We start from the raw sequence: 16,648 nt of genomic DNA on the forward strand, positions 1-16,648 counted from the left end.
ACGGCGAGCGGAACATGCGACACTGAGCCCATGCGGCGCGCGGTTTCCTCGATCACGGTTGCCTTCGGCCTGCTCACGGCAACCGTGGGAATCGCCGGGGCGGCGGTCGCCGCCCCGGCCCCCTCCTCCTCGGACGCCGCCCCGGCGGCCGGCAAGAAGCGTTGCTCGGTCACCGACGAGAAGCTCCGTGAACTCTCCGGGCTGGTGGCGACCAGGAGCGGCTACATCGTGGTCAACGACAGCACCGACGTCGACAGCCACAAGCGGATCTTCTACCTGAACACCAAGTGCGCGGTCACCAAGAGCGTCCGGTACTCCGGTCAGGGGCCGCTGGACCCGGAGGACCTCGCCCTCTCCCCGGACGGGAAGACGCTCTGGATCGCCGACATCGGCGACAACCTCACCAGCACCAACCGGCGCGAGCGGGTGGCCCTGTGGAGCATGCCGGTCAGCGGCTCGGAGCAGCCCGAACTGCACCGGGTGGCCTACCCGGAGCGCAAACCGCACGACGCCGAGGCGCTGCTGATCGGTGACGACGGCAAGCCCCTGATCATCACGAAGGCGCTCGGCAGCAAGGCCGAGATCTTCACCCCGACGGCGGCGCTCAAGAAGAACAACGCCGAGCCGGTGCCGATGTCGAAGGTCGGCGAGATCACCCTGCCGAAGACCACGACCCCCAACGTGCTCCAGGGGCCCGGCCGGATCGCGATCACCGGGGCCGCCCGTGCACCGGACGGCAGCAAGGTGGTGCTGCGCACCTACGCCGACGCCTTCGAGTACGACGTGACCGGCGGGGACGTCGTCGCCGCGCTGACCAAGGGCGAGCCCCGGGTCACCCCGCTGGCCGACCCGTTCGGCGAGGCCATCTCCTACACCCCTGACGGCAAGCTCTTCGTCACCGTCTCCGACGTCGGCGAGCTGGGCGAGGACGCGAAGGTCGACATCCTGGCGTACCCGCCGTCGATCAAGGGCGCCGCACCGGTGGCCGACAAGTCGAAGGGCAAGGAGGCGGCTGACCGCTCCCTGCTGGACAGGCTGAGCCTGGACGACATCACGTATCTGATCGCGGCGGTGGGCGTGCTCGGCGCACTGCTGGTCGGGGCGGGCATCGTCGGCATCGTCCGGGCCCGTCGCCGTGCACCGGCAGCCCCCCGGCGCGGCGGCACGGGCGACCCGTACGTCAGTGGCGAGCTGCCCGACCGCGCGGACGTCGACCGCCGTGCCGACGGTCGCCCCGGTGCTGCGCCACCAGCCGGCCGGGAGCCCTCGCGGGGCGCGGTCTACGGTGGCGCGCCGCCCGCCGCTGCTCGTCCGACCGGTCCGGCCGGCGGGGGGAACGTCTACGGCGGGGCCGCCCCGCCAGCCGGGGGCGCGGTCTACGGCGGTCAGGGCGGTGCGAACGTGTACGGCGGCCCGCCCGGAGGTGGACAGGGCGGCTACCGGGGCGGCGGTGGACGGGGTCCCTCGGGCGGTCGGGGCGGCTACGGCGGCGACGGCGCCTACCGTGGCGGCTCCTCCGGCGGCGGGTACGACGGCCGGGCCGAGCCGCCGCGCCGGGGCGCGCCCGGTCGTCGGCGGGACGAGCCGGACGAGTACCGCCGCCGGGGCGGACCCGACCCGGAGGGCTACGGACGCGCCAACGGCCCCGGCCACGACTACCGGGGCACCCGGTACTGATCCGCCGGCCGGCGTACCGACCCGGGACCGCTGGCCGGCCCTGGTCAGATGCGGCGGAGAACCGCCACGACGCGGCCCATGATGGTGGCGTCGTCACCGGGGATCGGGTCGAAGGCCGGGTTCTGCGGCATCAGCCAGACGTGCCCGTCGCGGTGCCGGTAGGTCTTGACGGTCGCCTCGCCGTCGAGCATCGCGGCCACGATCTCACCGCTGTCGGCGGTGGGCTGTTGCCGGACCACGACCCAGTCCCCGTCGCAGATGGCGGCGTCGAGCATCGAGTCACCCTTGACCTGGAGCATGAAGACCTCGCCCTCGCCCACCAGTTCGCGGGGGAGCGGGAAGATGTCCTCGACGGCCTGCTCGGCGAGGATCGGTCCGCCGGCGGCGATCCGGCCGAGCATCGGCACGTACGCCGGGGTGGGCCGCTGCGAGCGGGTCGCCTCGTCGTCGATCATGTCACTGGGCGGGCGGACGTCCACCGCGCGGGGACGGTTCGGGTCGCGCCGGAGGAAGCCCTTCCGCTCCAGCTCCTTGAGCTGGTAGGCGACGCTGGACGGCGAGACCAGCCCGACCGCCTCACCGATCTCGCGCACGCTGGGCGGGTAGCCGTGGCGGTCCACCCAGTCCCGGATGAACTCCAGGATCCGCCGCTGCCGGGCGGTCAGGTCGACCGTGGCCGGGTCGGGGAAGGCGCTGACCACCGGGGTGACCGGACGCACGGCGGGCTGCCCGGTCCGGCTGCGCGCGGTGCGACGGCGGGTGGCCGGTGGCCCCGCCTCGGCGATCTGCTGCGGGGGCTTCGGCCGGCTGGCCCGGTCCTCGGTCGACACGTCCGTCCTCCCTGGTCGGCGCTGGGTGCCTCGGCGGCTCGTGGTGCGCACGGGTGAGCACCGGTTCGCCTGGACGGCGCACCCGCGCCCGGTTGTTCCCGACCGTATAGGTGGGATGGGTCATTTTCAAACGTCTGTACGACCTGATTCGGCGTGTCGCGGGGAAATCCGTCCCCTCGGGTGGCCCGCTTTCTGTTTAATGGTACGCCCGCTCGAACTGCTGTTCGAATTGCCGACCGGTTCGCCGGTAACCGGTGCCCGCTGGCGCGCGTTGGACGTGGGGGGCCCGGGTGACGCGCCGGACACGCCGGCCAACTTGACCGCGGTCGGTCGGCAGCATACGGTCGACCCCTAGATGTAGTAGTCACATGGGTGTAAGTCGCCTATAGGTTGGGTTTGACTACCCACCGCACTTCCCGTTCGCGCCCACGGCGGCCGGCCATCGACCGATGGTTCCGTCGCGGTCACGCGTGTCCGGGAACAGGGCGCGCCCGCGATCGATGAAGGAGGTTCGGCGATGCGGTGCCCGTACTGCCGGCACGCCGACTCCCGGGTGGTCGACTCGCGGGAGGCCGACGACGGCCAGTTGATCCGGCGTCGCCGGGCCTGCCCGGAATGTGGCAAGCGGTTCACCACGGTAGAGGAGGCGGTCCTCGCCGTGGTGAAGCGGAGCGGGGTGACCGAGCCGTTCAGCCGGACGAAGATCATCGGCGGGGTTCGCAAGGCGTGCCAGGGGCGGCCGGTCGACGAGGACTCGATCGCCCTGCTGGCGCAGAAGGTCGAGGAGACCGTGCGGGCCAAGGGAGCGGCGGAACTCCCGAGCCACGAGGTGGGGCTGGCGATCCTGGGCCCACTGCGGGACCTGGACGAGGTGGCCTACCTCCGCTTCGCCAGCGTCTACCGGTCGTTCGACTCGCTGGCCGACTTCGAGCGCGAGATCGAGACGCTGCGGGCGGCGGCGCGGGCGCGGGCCGGCGTCGGGGGCGACCCGGACGGGGCCCGAGGCGCGGCCGGGGCGACCGACCGCACCAACTGAGTTTCCAGACGGTAAGTGACGACGCGCGGTCGGGTGGCCGCGCAGACGAGGGGGCGGATGAGATGGCGGGGGACGGCGTGACAGCCAGTCGGACGCGGACGGCGAAGACCGGCGGGGCGGTCACCGGTCTGAAGGTCGAGCGGGTGTGGACCACCGAGGGGGTGCACCCGTACGACGAGGTGACCTGGGAACGCCGGGACGTCGTGATGACGAACTGGCGGGACGGCTCGATCAACTTCGAGCAGCGCGGGGTCGAGTACCCGGCGTTCTGGAGCGTCAACGCGGCCAACATCGTGACCACGAAGTACTTCCGCGGCGCGGTGGGCACGCCGGAGCGGGAGTGGTCGCTCAAGCAGCTCATCGACCGGGTGGTCGGCACCTACCGCGCGGCCGGTGAGAAGTACGGCTACTTCGCGAGCCCGGCCGACGCCGAGGTCTTCGCCCACGAGCTGACCTGGATGCTGCTGCACCAGGTGTTCAGCTTCAACTCGCCGGTCTGGTTCAACGTCGGTACGCCATCGCCGCAGCAGGTCAGCGCGTGTTTCATCCTCGCCGTCGACGACTCGATGGACTCGATCCTCGACTGGTACAAGGAGGAGGGGCTGATCTTCAAGGGCGGCTCCGGCTCCGGGGTGAACCTCTCCCGGATCCGTTCCTCCCGCGAACTGCTCTCCTCCGGCGGCAACGCCTCCGGCCCGGTCAGCTTCATGCGCGGCGCGGACGCCTCGGCCGGGACGATCAAGTCCGGCGGTGCCACCCGGCGCGCGGCCAAGATGGTCATCCTCGACGTGGACCACCCGGACATCCAGGAGTTCGTGGTCACCAAGGCGCGCGAGGAGGACAAGATCCGCGCGCTGCGGGACGCCGGCTTCGACATGGACCTCGGCGGCGCGGACATCGTCAGCGTGCAGTACCAGAACGCCAACAACTCGGTGCGGGTCTCCGACGAGTTCATGACGGCGGTGGAGACCGACGGCCCGTTCGACCTGCGTGGTCGGCTCGACGGGGCGACCATCGAGACGGTCGAGGCGAAGAAGCTCTTCCGCACCATCTCCCAGGCCGCCTGGGAGTGCGCGGACCCGGGTCTCCAGTACGACGACACGATCAACGACTGGCACACCTGCCCGGAGACCGGGCGGATCACCGCCTCGAACCCGTGCTCGGAGTACCTGCACCTGGACAATTCGTCCTGCAACCTGGCCTCACTCAACCTGATGAAGTTCCTCCGCGCCGACGGGGGCTTCGAGGTGGAGAAGTTCGTCCGGTCGGTCGAGCTGGTCATCACCGCGATGGACATCTCGATCTGCTTCGCCGACTTCCCGACCGAGAAGATCGGCGAGACCACCCGCGCCTACCGCCAGCTCGGCATCGGGTACGCCAACCTCGGCGCGCTGCTGATGGCCTCGGGCCTGCCGTACGACTCGGAGCAGGGGCGCTCGGTCGCCGCCGCGATCACCTCGCTGATGACCGGCACGGCGTACCGCCGCTCGGCCGAGCTGGCCGGCATCGTCGGCCCGTACGACGGCTACGCCCGCAACGCCGAGCCGCACAAGCGGGTGATGCGCAAGCACGCCGCCGCCAACGACGAGATCAAGCCGAGCAGCACCGTGGCCACCGCCATCGTCCGCGAGGCGACCCGGCAGTGGACCCAGGGCAACAAGGTCGGTGACAAGTTCGGCTGGCGGAACGCGCAGGCGAGCGTGTTGGCGCCCACCGGCTGTCTGACCGCCGACACGATGGTCACGACCGACCGCGGGCTGATGCGGCTGGGCGAGATCGGCGACGTGTACGGCGACCGTTGGCAGGACCTGGACATGCAGGTCTCGACCGACGAGGGTGCGCGTCAGGCGACGAAGTTCTTCGTCAACGGCGAGGAGCCGACCCGACGGATCGTGACCGAGGCCGGCTACCGGATCCAGGGCACCCTGGCCCACCGGATCAAGGTCGTGGACCCGGGCAGCGGCGAGTGGGTCTGGAAGCGGATGGCCGAGGTCGCCGCGGGTGACCTGGTGCCGATCCAGCTCGGCACGCTGGTGGGGGAGCCGCGGCGGGTCCCCCTGCCGGTGCTCGACCAGGCGTACTACACCGACGACCGGCGGCTGTACGTGCCGGACGTGGTCGACGCGGAGCTTGCCGAGCTCGTCGGCTACTTCATGGGTGACGGCAGCCTGCACGCCAAGGGCCTGCGGTTCTGCGTGGCCGACGCGGACCTCGACGTCGTCGAGCGCCTCCGGGTGCTCGGCAAGGGCCTGTTCGGCCTGGAGCCGGTCGTCAGCGAGCAGGCCGGCTACCGGGAGGTGACCTTCGCGTCCGTCCGGCTTGCCCGGTGGTGGCAGGCGGCGGGCTTCGCGAAGACCCTCCCGGGCGTCGACCACACCGGCAAGGGCTGGTCTCCCCGGGTGCCGTCGGCGGTGCTCGAGACCAACGACGTCAGCGTGTACGCCGCGTTCCTGCGGGGCCTGTTCGAGGCCGACGGCACGGTGGCCTCCGGCGTGCCGTCGTTGTCGACGGCCAGCGAGGCGTTCGCGGCCGAGGTCCGTACCCTGCTGTTGACGCTCGGGATGGCCACCACCACCCGGCAGACGACCAGTGGCCTGGGCTCGGACATGTGGCAGGTACGGCTCCGCAACACCGTGCACGCCATCGCTTTCGAGGAGATCGTCGGGTTCATCGGCGAGCGCAAGGCCGGCCTGCTCGTCGTCGAGCCGACGCAGACCGGCAACCGGGACCGCGTCCACCTGCCCGCTGCGGTCTGGGATCTGCTGGTGCCGGCCGGTCACGAACTGCGCTCGCCGGTCACCCAGTCGCTGCGCAAGACCGGCGGCGTGCCCCGGGCGGTGGCGATGCGGCTGTTCGCGGAGACCGGCGACGACCGGCTGGGCCACGCCCTCGGCTACCTCTTCGAGGCGGTCGCCGTGAACGAGGACGGCGGGATCCAGCCGACGTACGACCTGTCCGTGCCGGAGAACGTCACGTACGTCGCCGGTGGCTTCGTCAGCCACAACACCATCGGCCTGATGATGGACTGCGACACCACCGGCGTCGAGCCGGACCTGGCGCTGGTCAAGTTCAAGAAGCTGGTCGGCGGCGGCTCGATGCAGATCGTCAACCAGACCGTCCCGCGTGCCCTGCGCAGCCTCGGCTACCCGGAGGAGCAGGTCGAGGCGATCATCGAGCACATCGCCGACCACGGCCACGTGGTGGATGCCCCCGGCCTCAAGCCGGAGCACTATCCGGTCTTCGACTGCGCGATGGGCGAGCGCTCGATCGCCCCGATGGGGCACGTGCGGATGATGGCGGCGGTCCAGCCGTTCATCTCCGGCGCGATCTCCAAGACGGTCAACATGCCGGAGGCGGCCACCGTCGAGGACGTCGAGAAGATCTACTTCGAGGGCTGGAAGCTCGGCCTCAAGGCGCTGGCGATCTACCGGGACAACTGCAAGGTCGGCCAGCCGCTGTCGGCGGCCAAGCCGAACAAGGCAGCCGAGACCGCTCCGGCCCAGGTCGAGAAGGTCGTGGAGAAGGTCGTCGAGTACCGCCCGGTGCGCAAGCGGCTGCCGAAGAAGCGTCCGTCCCAGACGGTCAGCTTCTCCGTCGGCGGCGCCGAGGGGTACCTCACCGCGTCGTCGTACCCGGACGACGGCCTGGGTGAGGTCTTCCTCAAGATGTCCAAGCAGGGCTCCACGCTGGCCGGCGTGATGGACGCCTTCTCGGTGGCCATCTCCATCGGCCTCCAGTACGGCGTGCCCCTGGAGACGTACGTCAGCAAGTTCACCAACATGCGGTTCGAGCCGGCCGGGATGACCGACGACCCGGACGTGCGGATCGCCGCCTCGGTGATGGACTACATCTTCCGTCGCCTGGCGCTGGACTTCCTGCCCTACGACACCCGTGCCGAGCTGGGCATCTTCACCGCCGCCGAGCGGACCGCCCAGATGCGGGCCGAGGCGGAGGCGGCCGAGGGCGGTGCGGACCTCACCGCCATGGCCTCCTCCGCCCCGGTCGAGTCGAAGCCGGAGCCGGCGGCCGAGCCCGCCGCCGAGCCCGCCGTCGCCAAGCCGGCGTCGGTCGGTTCCTCCACCGAGCTGCTGGAGGCCGTGATCGGCAAGGCCGCCGACGCACCGCTCTGCTTCACCTGCGGTACGAAGATGCGCCCCGCCGGTAGCTGCTACGTCTGCGAGGGCTGCGGCTCCACCAGCGGCTGCAGCTGACGTCGTACGGTGACGACCGCCCGGACCGATCCCGGTCCGGGCGGTCGCGTGCTGCCCTGGCCCGCCCCGGCCCGGCCCGCCGGTCCGGGAGGCGGCTCGCGGCAGGTCTTCCGCCTGGCCGTCACCTGATGCGGGGTCGGACCGGTGCGTCGCGGGGCCCGGTCGTACGTCGACCGGGCCCCGCTCCCCGTGCGGCGTTCGCTGCGGCTCAGATCCCGCAGGAAGGGGCTTCCCAGTAGAGGCTCGTCTGGGTGGCGACATGGGTGTGGTCGTTGTGGTCGGGGTAACCGGGGCCGAGGATCAGGTTGAACCCGTGGTAACGGGACTGCTTGGCCAGCGTGCAGAGGGACGGGCGTCCGATGAGATCGGCAGCGAGCCCGTAGAGGTGCTTGCTCGTCGGCGAGCCGCCGACCGCACTGTTGCAGGCGTAACTGCGGAAGCCGCTGGAGATGTTGATGGAGACGTCGCCGAGTGCGTGCCGCATCGCTTCCAGCTTCCACATCACGACCAACGCGTTGAACTTCGCCGTCGAGGCGGAGACCGCGCCGCCGGACCAGTCCGAGTTGCAGCGGTTCATCTCGCTGTAGGAGAAGTTGGCCGGGGTGCAGTCGCCGTCCTGCAGGTCGTAGATCTTGCCGAGGGTCTGCGGTCCGGCCTTGCCGTCGACGGTGAGCCCCCACGCCTGCTGGAACCGGCGCACCGCCGCTTCGGTCGCCGGGCCGTACGAGCCGTCGAGGGCGAGGACCTGGCCGTAGGCGGGATAACCGGAGATCCGGATCTGCAACTGCCGCACATCGTCGCCGGTCATGCCGGCGTGCAGGTAGCGGGGCCAGGTGTAACAGGTGTCGGCCTGGGCGGGGGCGGCCGTCGTCGTGGCGACGACCAGGCTCGCGGTCGCGGTGAGCAGCAGCGCAGCGGCGATCCGGAGTGTACGTCGGAACATCGAAGCTCCTAGCGGGACGAAATGATGTTGGACACTCTGGACCGCCTAGCGCCACCTGTCAATATTCACAAACGTCTTTTTGTCGGTTCGGAGTCGAGCCTCTCTCGAGAGCCGATCGAACGCTTCCGGCCGCCGCAGGCGGGGCTGGCGACTGTCGGCGTAGTCCCTGTACGCCACGACCGGGAGAGTCCACCCAGCTCGCCCGGGTGGACCGAGGCGCGCATCCGCCCGCCGGGCAGGCACACCAGGGTTCGGCCCGGCCCGATGGTCCGTGTACGCGAGCAGGGTGTCGTCCGGTGCGGCGAAGGTCGACACGGCGCGACCCCGGCAGCGGGATTCCGTGCCATGCGAGCCGGTTTCCGCCGTCCGGTCCTCGCCGTCCGCCCACCTACACTTCACGGGTGGGTGGAGAGCGGCGGTCGCTGGCGGCACGGGCGTTGACCGAGCCGCATCCGTCACGCCTCGCGCCGGAGCACCCGGACCGGGAACGGATCCTCGCCGCGCACGCCGCCGCGCTGGCCGCCGGTGCGGCCGGCTACGCCGACCCGTCGACCGGGCTCTTCGTCCTCACCGTGGGTTTCCTCGCCCGGCGCGGCACCTGCTGCGGACGCGGCTGCCGGCACTGCCCGTACGTCACGGACTGAGCCGGTCGGCCGCGATCCCGCGCGTGGGGCTCAGCCGGCGGCGACGAACACCCGGGAGGCGACCTCGCGGGGGAGGCGGATCTTCTCGCCGGAGCGGTCGATGGTGACCGCGTCCCGCTCCTGGGCGACGGTCACCGTGGCGCCCGGGTCCACTCCGGCGGCGTGCAGCTGGCGCAGCACGTCCGCGTCGGTCTGCACGCTCTCGCAGATCCGTCGGACCGTCACCGTGCCGACGAGACCGGGGAAGGCCAGGTTCCGTTCGCCGTCGGCCGCCTCGGTGGCCGGCTGCTCCGGGGGACCCAGCTCCTCCAGCCCCGGGATGGGGTTACCGTACGGGGACCGGGTCGGGCGGTTGAGCAGGTCGTAGACCCGCTTCTCCACCGCGTCGCTCATCACGTGCTCCCACCGGCAGGCCTCCTCGTGGGCCTCCTCGTAGGGCATGCCGATCACGTTGACCAGCAGCAGCTCGGCGAGGCGGTGCTTGCGCATCACCGAGACCGCCGTACCGCGGCCCAGCGGGGTGAGTGCGAGGTGCCGGTCGCCCTCGACGGTGAGCAGCCCGTCGCGCTCCATCCGGGCGACGGTCTGGCTGACGGTCGGACCGCTCTGCCGCAGCCGCTCGGCGATCCGGGCACGCAGCGGCGGCACCCCCTCCTCCTCGAGTTCGAGGATGGTGCGTAGGTACATCTCGGTCGTGTCGACGAGGTCGTGCCGGCCCATCTACCCCCACCTTTCATCGGAGGTATCTACGCCTTCGGTCGTGTCGACCAGATCATGCTTCACGTCGCAGGTCCTCCCGGGAACTGATGCTACCCCGGTGACCGACCGGCGACCGCCGGCGAACCGCCGGTCAGGACCCGCGATGGGGTTAACTGGACGCCATGTCCGGTACCGAGGATCTCCTGGTCGAGGCGGCGGAGCTGGCCGTCGAGATCGGTCACGACCACCCGCCGACCCTGCTCGACGTCCGCTGGCGGCTCACCGGCCCGCCCGGCCGGGACGACTACGCCGTCGGCCACCTGCCCGGTGCGGTCTTCGTCGACCTGGACACCGAGCTGTGCGGCCCGCCCGGTGCCGCCGGGCGGCACCCGCTGCCCGACCCGGTCGCGCTCCAGACGGCGCTGCGCCGGGCGGGCGTCCGGCAGGGGCAGCCGGTGGTGGTGTACGACGGCGGCGACGGGATGGCCGCCGCCCGAGCCTGGTGGACGCTGCGCTGGGCCGGGCACCGGCCGGTCCGGCTGCTGCACGGGGGCTTCCCGGCCTGGGTCGCCGCCGGTCTGCCGGTCGACACCGATGTGCCCGGCCCCACGCCCGGGGACGTCACCGTCCGCCCCGGCGGGCTGCCGGTGCTCGACGCCGACGCCGCCGCCCGGCTCGCCGCCGCCGACACGGCGGTACTGCTCGACGTCCGGGCCGCGCCCCGCTTCCGGGGCGAGACCGAGCCGATCGACCCGGTCGCCGGGCACATCCCCGGCGCGGCGAACCTGCCCGCCCCGGCGTACGTCACCGAGGGACGCTTTCCGCCCGCCGCCGTCCTGCGGGACCGGTTCGCCGACGTCGGGGTCACCGACGACCGGCCGGTCGGGGCGTACTGCGGATCCGGGGTGACCGCCGCGCAGGCGGTGCTGGCGCTGCACCTCGCCGGCCGGCCCGACGCCGCCCTCTACGTCGGCTCGTGGAGCGGCTGGGTGGCCGACCCGGACCGGCCGGTGGCCACCGGGACCGGGCCGGGTCGCTGACCGGCGGCGTGCGGCGGGTCGGATCCGGCCCGCGTGCGACGATGACCCCATGGCCGACGACACGGTGGTGGTGTGGGACGAGGCGCTGCTCGCCTACGACCTCGGTGACCATCCCCTCGATCCGGTACGGGTGGAACTGACCGTCGCCCTCGCCCGCGAACTGGGCGTGCTCGACCGGCCCGGGGTACGGCTGGTCCGGCCCGCGCCGGCCGACGAGGCGCTGCTGACCCGGGTGCACCGCCCGGACTACCTGGACGCGGTCCGGGCGGCTCCGCACGACCCGTTCTTCTCCGGGTACGGCCTGGGCACCTCGGACAATCCGGTCTTCGAGGGCATGCACGAGTCCAGCGCGCTGGTGGCCGGCGCGACCGTGGCCGCCGCCGAGGCGGTCTGGCGGGGCGAGGCACGACGCGCGGTCAGCGTGGCCGGCGGGCTGCACCACGCCATGGCCGGGCGTGCCGCCGGGTTCTGCGTCTACAACGACCCGGCGGTGGCCATCGCCCGCCTGCTCGACCTCGGCGCGGAGCGGATCGCCTACGTCGACGTGGACGTGCACCACGGGGACGGGGTGCAGCAGATCTTCTGGGACGAGCCCCGGGTGCTGACGGTCAGCGTGCACGAGACCCCGCTCGCGCTCTTCCCCGGCACCGGCTTCCCGGACGAGACAGGCGGCCCGGCGGCACCGGGCAGCGCGGTGAACCTGCCACTGCCGCCGGGCACCGACGACGCCGGCTGGCAGCGGGCGTTCCACGCGGTCGTGCCGTCGGTGCTGCGCGCGTTCCGCCCCCAGGTGCTCCTCACCCAGTGCGGCGCGGACGGGCACCGCCTCGACCCCCTGGCCGACCTGCGGCTCAGCGTCGACGGGCAACGGGCCACCTACCTCGCCCTGCGGGCCCTCGCCGACGAGCTGTGCGAGGGGCGCTGGGTGGCCACCGGGGGCGGGGGGTACGCCCTGGTCGAGGTGGTGCCCCGGGCCTGGACCCATCTGCTCGCGGTGGCCACCGGCGACCCGGTCGACCCGGCCACCCTCACCCCGCCGGCCTGGCGGGCCCTGGCCGCCACCCGCCGTCCGGGCCGGGAGGTGCCGCTGCGCATGGGCGACGGTGTCGACCCGACGTACGAGCCGTGGCAGCCGACCGGCGAGCCCGACGCGGTGGACCGGGCCGTCGCCGCCACCCGCCGGGCGGTCTTCCCGCTGTTCGGGCTCGACCCGCACGATCCGAGAGATTGAACCAGCCGCCGGAGGTGCCGGACGTGACCACGGACCCGCCGGTGGACGTGCTGCTCAGCGACGGTACGACCGTCCAGCTGCGGCCGATCCACCCGGACGACGCGCCGGGCATCGTGGCGATGCACTCCCGCTTCTCCGAGCGCACCCGCTACCTGCGCTACTTCTCCCCGTACCCGCGCATCCCGGACCGGGACCTGCACCGTTTCGTGTACGTCGACCACCACGACCGGGAGGCGTTCGTGGTGCTGGCCGGCGACCGGATCGTCGCGGTCGGCCGGTACGAGCGGCTCGGCCCCCGCTCACCCGACGCCGAGGTGGCGTTCGTGGTGGAGGACGCCTACCAGGGGCGGGGTATCGGCTCGGTGCTGCTGGAACACCTCGCCGAGGCGGCCCGGCGGACCGGCATCACGTCCTTCGTCGCCGAGGTGCTCCCGGCCAACGGGGCGATGCTGCGGGTCTTCTCCGACTTCGGCTACCAGGTCCAGCGGCAGTTCGCCGACGGGGTGGTGCACCTGAGCTTCCCGATCGCCCCGACCGAGCAGACCCTCCAGGTGCAGCGGGGCCGGGAGCAGCGCACCGAGGCCCGGTCGATCGCGCGGCTGCTCGCCCCACGCGGGGTGGCCGTCTACGGTGCCAGCGCCTCCGGCCAGGGCGTCGGCGCGGCGGTGCTCGGGCACCTGCGCGACTTCGGGTTCGCCGGTGCGGTCGTCCCGGTGCACCCGCACGCGGCCACCGTCGCCGGGCTGCCCGCGTACCCGTCGGCGGCCGACGCCGGTCAGCCGGTGGACCTGGCGGTCGTCGCGGTGGCCCCGGAAGCGGTGCCGGCCGTGGTGGCCGACGCGGCGGCGGCCGGGGCGCACGGCCTGGTGGTGATTTCCGCCGGGTTCGCCGAGGCCGGCGCGGCGGGGGCGGCGGCCCAGCGGGCCCTGGTCCGCCAGGCGCACGCCGCGGGGATGCGGGTGGTCGGCCCGAACTGTCTCGGCATCGCCAACACCGACCCGGCGGTACGCCTCAACGCCACTCTCGCCCCGGTGCTCCCGCCGGCCGGTCGGGTCGGGTTCTTCAGCCAGTCCGGCGCGTTCGGGGTGGCCCTGCTCGCCGAGGCGGACCGGCGTGGCCTGGGACTGAGCAGCTTCGTCTCCGCCGGCAACCGGGCGGACGTGTCCGGCAACGACCTGCTCCAGTACTGGCAGGACGACCCGGCCACCGACGTGATCATGCTCTACCTGGAGACCTTCGGTAACCCGCGCAAGTTCGCCCGGCTGACCCGGCGGATCGGCCGGGCCAAGCCGGTGGTGGCGCTCGCCTCCCCGGCCCGCCCGGCCGCCCTGCCCGGCGGCCCGGACGAGGTGGCGGTCAGCGCGCTCTTCGCCCAGTCCGGCGTGATCCGGGTCGACACCGTGGCCGAGCTCTTCGACGTCGGGGTGCTGCTGGCCAAGCAGCCACTGCCCACCGGCCGGCGGGTCGGTGTCGTCGGCAACTCCTCCGCGCTGACCGTGCTCGCCGCCACGGCCTGCGCGGCACACGGGCTCGACGTCGCCGTCGGCTACCCCCGCGACGTCGGCCCCCGGGCGGGGGCGACCGAGCTGGCCCTGGCCCTGACCGGAACCGCCGCCGACGAGCGGGTCGACTCGCTGGTCGCGGTCTTCGCTCCGCCGCTGCCGGGGCAGCTGGTGGACACCGCCGCCGACTTCGCCGCCGCGCTGGCCGGCGTGCTGGACGCGGGCAAGCCGGTGGTGGCGACCTTCCTGGCCGGCGGGGTCCCGGCCGACGTGCCGGCCTACTCCGGTGTGGAGGAGGCGGTCCGGGCGCTGGCCCGGGTCACCACGTACGCGGACTGGCTGCGCCGGCCACCGGGCACCCCGCCCGAGCTGCCCGACGTCGACACCGCCGCGGCCGAGGCGGCGATCCGGGTCGACGGCCCCGGCCAGGCCAACCGGCTGCTCGCCGCGTACGGCGTCGAGGTGGCCGACTCGGTGCCGGTGCGTTCCGCCGAGGAGGCGGTCGCGGTCGCCGGACGGCTCGGCTTTCCGGTGGCGTTGAAGGCGGCGGCCGCCGGGCTGCGGCACCGCCTCGACCTCGGCGCGGTCCGCCTCGACCTGGCCGACCCGGCCGCGGTACGCCGCGCGTACGACGAGATGGCGGCGGTCTTCGGGGCGGACGCTCTGGTCCAGGCGATGGTCCCGCCGGGGGTGGCGTGCGTGGTGGAGCTGGTGGAGGACCCGACGTTCGGGCCGGTGGTCGGTTTCGGCCTGGGTGGGGTCGCCACCGAACTGCTCGGTGACCGGGCCTGGCGCGCGGTCCCGCTGACCGACCGGGATGCCCGCGAGCTGGTCGACGAGCCGCGTGCGGCACCGCTGCTGCGCGGTTACCGGGGTGCCGAGCCGGTCGACCGGGAGGCCCTCGCCGACCTGTTGCTCCGGGTCGGCCGGCTCGCCGACGACCAGCCCCGGGTCCGGGCGCTGACCCTCAACCCGGTGCTGGTCCGCGCCGACGGCATCTCGGTGCTGCACGCAGGCGTCCGGATCGGTGCCGCCGCAGCCCGTCCGGACACCGGCCCCCGTCGGCTGTGACGGAGGCGGCAGCGGTGTGGTGAGGTGGTTGCAGGGGACCCCTGCTCACGGTTTTCGGTGAGGAAGGGCCCCCTGCAACCACCTCACCCCGCACCCGGTCACCCCCGGCTGGAGATCTGCTGCACCGCCCAGCCGTTGCCGTCCGGGTCCTCGAAGAAGAAGAAACCGACGTTGTCCAGCGGGTCCGGCACCGGGCGCGGGTTCTCGCCGACGACCTGGATCTCACCCACCGGCACCCCGCGCGCGGTCAGCTCGGCGTGGGCGCGGCGCAGGTCCGGCACGACGAGTTGGAGCCCCTTGAGCGACCCGGGCGGCATCCGGGGCATCGCGCCGGTGCCGATCACCACCGAACAGCCCGACCCGGGCGGGGTCAACTGGACGATCCGCACGTCGTCGCCGATCCGGGTGTCGTGGTCGACGGTGAAGCCGAGCTGCCCGGCGTAGAAGTCCTTGGCCCGGTCGATGTCGGTGACCGGCACCACCACGACCTCCAGCGTCCAGTTCACGACGGCCTCCCTCGATCGGTTTCCCACGCGGTCGCGGCCATTCTCCGCCCCGGACGGCCGAGGGCCCCGGCGAACCGCCGGGGCCCTCGGGTGGTGCCGGTTCAGCAGGCGTAGGCCTCCAGCCGTTGCGCCCGCTCCGGGTCGCGCAGCTTGAGCAGGGTGACCTTCTCGATCTGCCGGATCCGCTCCCGGGAGAGGCCGAACTCCCGGCCGACCTCGTCGAGGGTGCGCTGCCGGCCGTCGTCGAGGCCGAACCGGAGCCGGATCACCGCCTCCTCCCGCTGGGAGAGGGTGGCCAGCACGATCCGGACCTCCTGGCGGAGCTGGCCGTTGGCGATCTCGTCGCCGGGTTCCTGCCGCAGGTCGACGGCGGCGACGAAGTCGCCGAGGGCGCTCTCGCCGTCCTCGCCGACGGCCTGGTCCAGGCTGACCGGCTCCCGGTCGTACGAGATCAGCTCGATGACCTGGAACTCCGGCACCCCGAGCGCGACGGCCACCTCGGCGACGGTGGGCTCCCGGCCCAGCGAGACCGAGAGCTCGCGGCGGACCCGGACCATCCGGTTGACCTGCTCGACCATGTGCACCGGGATGCGGATGGTGCGGGCCTGGTCGGCCATGGCGCGGGTGATGGCCTGGCGGATCCACCAGGTGGCGTAGGTGGAGAACTTGTAGCCCTTGGTGTAGTCGAACTTCTCGACGGCGCGGATCAGGCCGAGGTTGCCCTCCTGGATGAGGTCGAGGAAGGCCATGCCCCGCCCGGTGTAGCGCTTGGCGATGCTGACCACCAGCCGCAGGTTCGCCTCCAGCAGGTGGTCCTTCGCGGCGCGGCCCTCGGCCGCGACGACCTCCAGGTCCGCCCGGAGCTGGACGGAGACCGGGGTGCAGGTGGCGAGCTTCTCCTCAGCGAAGAGGCCGGCCTCGATCCGCCTGGAGAGTTCGACCTCCTGGGCGGCGGTGAGGAGCTTGGTCCGCCCGATGCCGTTGAGGTACGCCCGGACCAGGTCGGTCGACGCGCCGCGCTCGTCGGTGGCGTCCAGGTCCGCCAGGGTCTCCATGGACGCGTGGTCGTCGGTGTCGGTCGTGGCCGGGGTCATCGGGTGCTCGCTCATCTGCAGAACCATCTCTGTCGCCTCCCCGCGTCAACTTCGCGCGTACCGGGCCAGTGGCGCCGGTGACACACAGCTTGCCGGGGAGCGCGTGAAACGGGAGTGAGGCGATCGGGGAACCGACAGGAATAGTGGGAGAACGTTGGCGGGGG

The 16,648-nt window shown here is 72.7% G+C and carries 11 protein-coding genes and 3 pseudogenes; 9 read left to right on the forward strand and 5 right to left on the reverse strand.

What is annotated here, in order from left to right:
* Positions 1-30: 30 nt before the first annotated feature.
* Positions 31-1,677, forward strand: a complete 1,647-nt coding sequence (locus IGA62_RS20620) for a hypothetical protein (RefSeq protein ID WP_190289191.1) — start codon at positions 31-33, stop codon at positions 1,675-1,677.
* Positions 1,678-1,721: 44 nt separating this feature from the next.
* Here IGA62_RS20620 and lexA read toward each other — a convergent pair whose 3' ends face one another.
* The gene (lexA, locus tag IGA62_RS20625) at positions 1,722-2,507 is read right to left on the reverse strand and encodes a transcriptional repressor LexA (RefSeq protein WP_091463168.1); all 786 of its coding nucleotides are present in this window, start codon (positions 2,505-2,507) and stop codon (positions 1,722-1,724) included.
* Positions 2,508-3,024: 517 nt separating this feature from the next.
* On the opposite strand from lexA, the gene nrdR reads away from it, so the two are divergent.
* The 4 genes and pseudogenes from nrdR to IGA62_RS30805 all read left to right on the forward strand — a co-directional run.
* On the forward strand, positions 3,025-3,543 hold the full coding sequence (gene nrdR, locus IGA62_RS20630) for a transcriptional regulator NrdR (protein ID WP_145819256.1): 519 nt from the start codon (positions 3,025-3,027) through the stop codon (positions 3,541-3,543).
* Between the two features lie 62 nt (positions 3,544-3,605).
* A pseudogene (locus IGA62_RS30795) lies at positions 3,606-5,267 on the forward strand (vitamin B12-dependent ribonucleotide reductase); the annotation flags it as partial.
* Positions 5,268-5,696: 429 nt separating this feature from the next.
* Positions 5,697-6,545, forward strand: a pseudogene (locus IGA62_RS30800) (LAGLIDADG family homing endonuclease); the annotation flags it as partial.
* Positions 6,546-6,548: 3 nt separating this feature from the next.
* Positions 6,549-7,754: pseudogene (locus IGA62_RS30805) on the forward strand (TSCPD domain-containing protein); the annotation flags it as partial.
* 208 nt (positions 7,755-7,962) lie between these two features.
* Here IGA62_RS30805 and IGA62_RS20640 read toward each other — a convergent pair.
* Positions 7,963-8,697, reverse strand: a complete 735-nt coding sequence (locus IGA62_RS20640; protein ID WP_145819254.1) for a D-Ala-D-Ala carboxypeptidase family metallohydrolase — start codon at positions 8,695-8,697, stop codon at positions 7,963-7,965.
* A 401-nt stretch (positions 8,698-9,098) separates the two neighbouring features.
* Here IGA62_RS20640 and IGA62_RS20645 point away from each other — a divergent pair, with 401 nt between their 5' ends.
* Complete coding sequence (locus tag IGA62_RS20645) at positions 9,099-9,341, forward strand: DUF5522 domain-containing protein (protein WP_145819253.1); 243 nt, start codon at positions 9,099-9,101, stop codon at positions 9,339-9,341.
* Between the two features lie 30 nt (positions 9,342-9,371).
* Here IGA62_RS20645 and IGA62_RS20650 read toward each other — a convergent pair whose 3' ends face one another.
* The gene (locus IGA62_RS20650) at positions 9,372-10,061 is read right to left on the reverse strand and encodes a metal-dependent transcriptional regulator (protein WP_145819252.1); all 690 of its coding nucleotides are present in this window, start codon (positions 10,059-10,061) and stop codon (positions 9,372-9,374) included.
* A gap of 161 nt (positions 10,062-10,222) precedes the next feature.
* Here IGA62_RS20650 and IGA62_RS20655 point away from each other — a divergent pair, with 161 nt between their 5' ends.
* The 3 genes from IGA62_RS20655 to IGA62_RS20665 are packed head-to-tail and all read left to right on the forward strand — an operon-like array spanning position 10,223 to position 14,884.
* Positions 10,223-11,080 (forward strand): sulfurtransferase, encoded by an 858-nt coding sequence (locus IGA62_RS20655; protein ID WP_145819251.1) that lies wholly within the window; start codon positions 10,223-10,225, stop codon positions 11,078-11,080.
* 49 nt (positions 11,081-11,129) lie between these two features.
* Entirely contained in the window at positions 11,130-12,311 is a 1,182-nt protein-coding gene (locus IGA62_RS20660; protein WP_145819250.1) for an acetoin utilization protein AcuC, read from the forward strand.
* Entirely contained in the window at positions 12,308-14,884 is a 2,577-nt protein-coding gene (locus tag IGA62_RS20665; RefSeq protein WP_186499986.1) for a bifunctional acetate--CoA ligase family protein/GNAT family N-acetyltransferase, read from the forward strand. Before IGA62_RS20660 ends, IGA62_RS20665 begins: the two co-directional genes overlap by 4 nt.
* 98 nt (positions 14,885-14,982) lie before the next feature.
* On the opposite strand, the gene IGA62_RS20670 is transcribed toward IGA62_RS20665, so the two are convergent.
* Positions 14,983-15,390 carry a VOC family protein gene (locus IGA62_RS20670; protein ID WP_145819248.1) on the reverse strand — a complete coding sequence of 136 codons (408 nt, stop codon included), beginning with the start codon at positions 15,388-15,390 and terminating at the stop codon, positions 14,983-14,985.
* Positions 15,391-15,491: 101 nt separating this feature from the next.
* The gene (gene sigB / locus IGA62_RS20675) at positions 15,492-16,499 is read right to left on the reverse strand and encodes an RNA polymerase sigma factor SigB (RefSeq protein WP_186499985.1); all 1,008 of its coding nucleotides are present in this window, start codon (positions 16,497-16,499) and stop codon (positions 15,492-15,494) included.
* Between the last annotated feature and the right edge of the window lie 149 nt (positions 16,500-16,648).

Source organism: Micromonospora sagamiensis (assembly GCF_014680085.1).
In the GTDB taxonomy this organism is placed as follows: domain Bacteria; phylum Actinomycetota; class Actinomycetes; order Mycobacteriales; family Micromonosporaceae; genus Micromonospora; species Micromonospora inyonensis.

Excerpts from the sequence above, each read along its gene's own strand:
- IGA62_RS20660 (WP_145819250.1), top strand. The coding sequence starts at position 11,130 with ATGGCCGACGACACGGTGGTGGTGTGGGACGAGGCGCTGCTCGCCTAC.
- IGA62_RS20620 (WP_190289191.1), top strand. The coding sequence starts at position 31 with ATGCGGCGCGCGGTTTCCTCGATCACGGTTGCCTTCGGCCTGCTCACG.
- nrdR (WP_145819256.1), top strand. The coding sequence starts at position 3,025 with ATGCGGTGCCCGTACTGCCGGCACGCCGACTCCCGGGTGGTCGACTCG.
- IGA62_RS20655 (WP_145819251.1), top strand. The coding sequence starts at position 10,223 with ATGTCCGGTACCGAGGATCTCCTGGTCGAGGCGGCGGAGCTGGCCGTC.
- IGA62_RS20640 (WP_145819254.1), bottom strand. The coding sequence starts at position 8,697 with ATGTTCCGACGTACACTCCGGATCGCCGCTGCGCTGCTGCTCACCGCG.
- IGA62_RS20650 (WP_145819252.1), bottom strand. The coding sequence starts at position 10,061 with ATGGGCCGGCACGACCTCGTCGACACGACCGAGATGTACCTACGCACC.
- sigB (WP_186499985.1), bottom strand. The coding sequence starts at position 16,499 with ATGAGCGAGCACCCGATGACCCCGGCCACGACCGACACCGACGACCAC.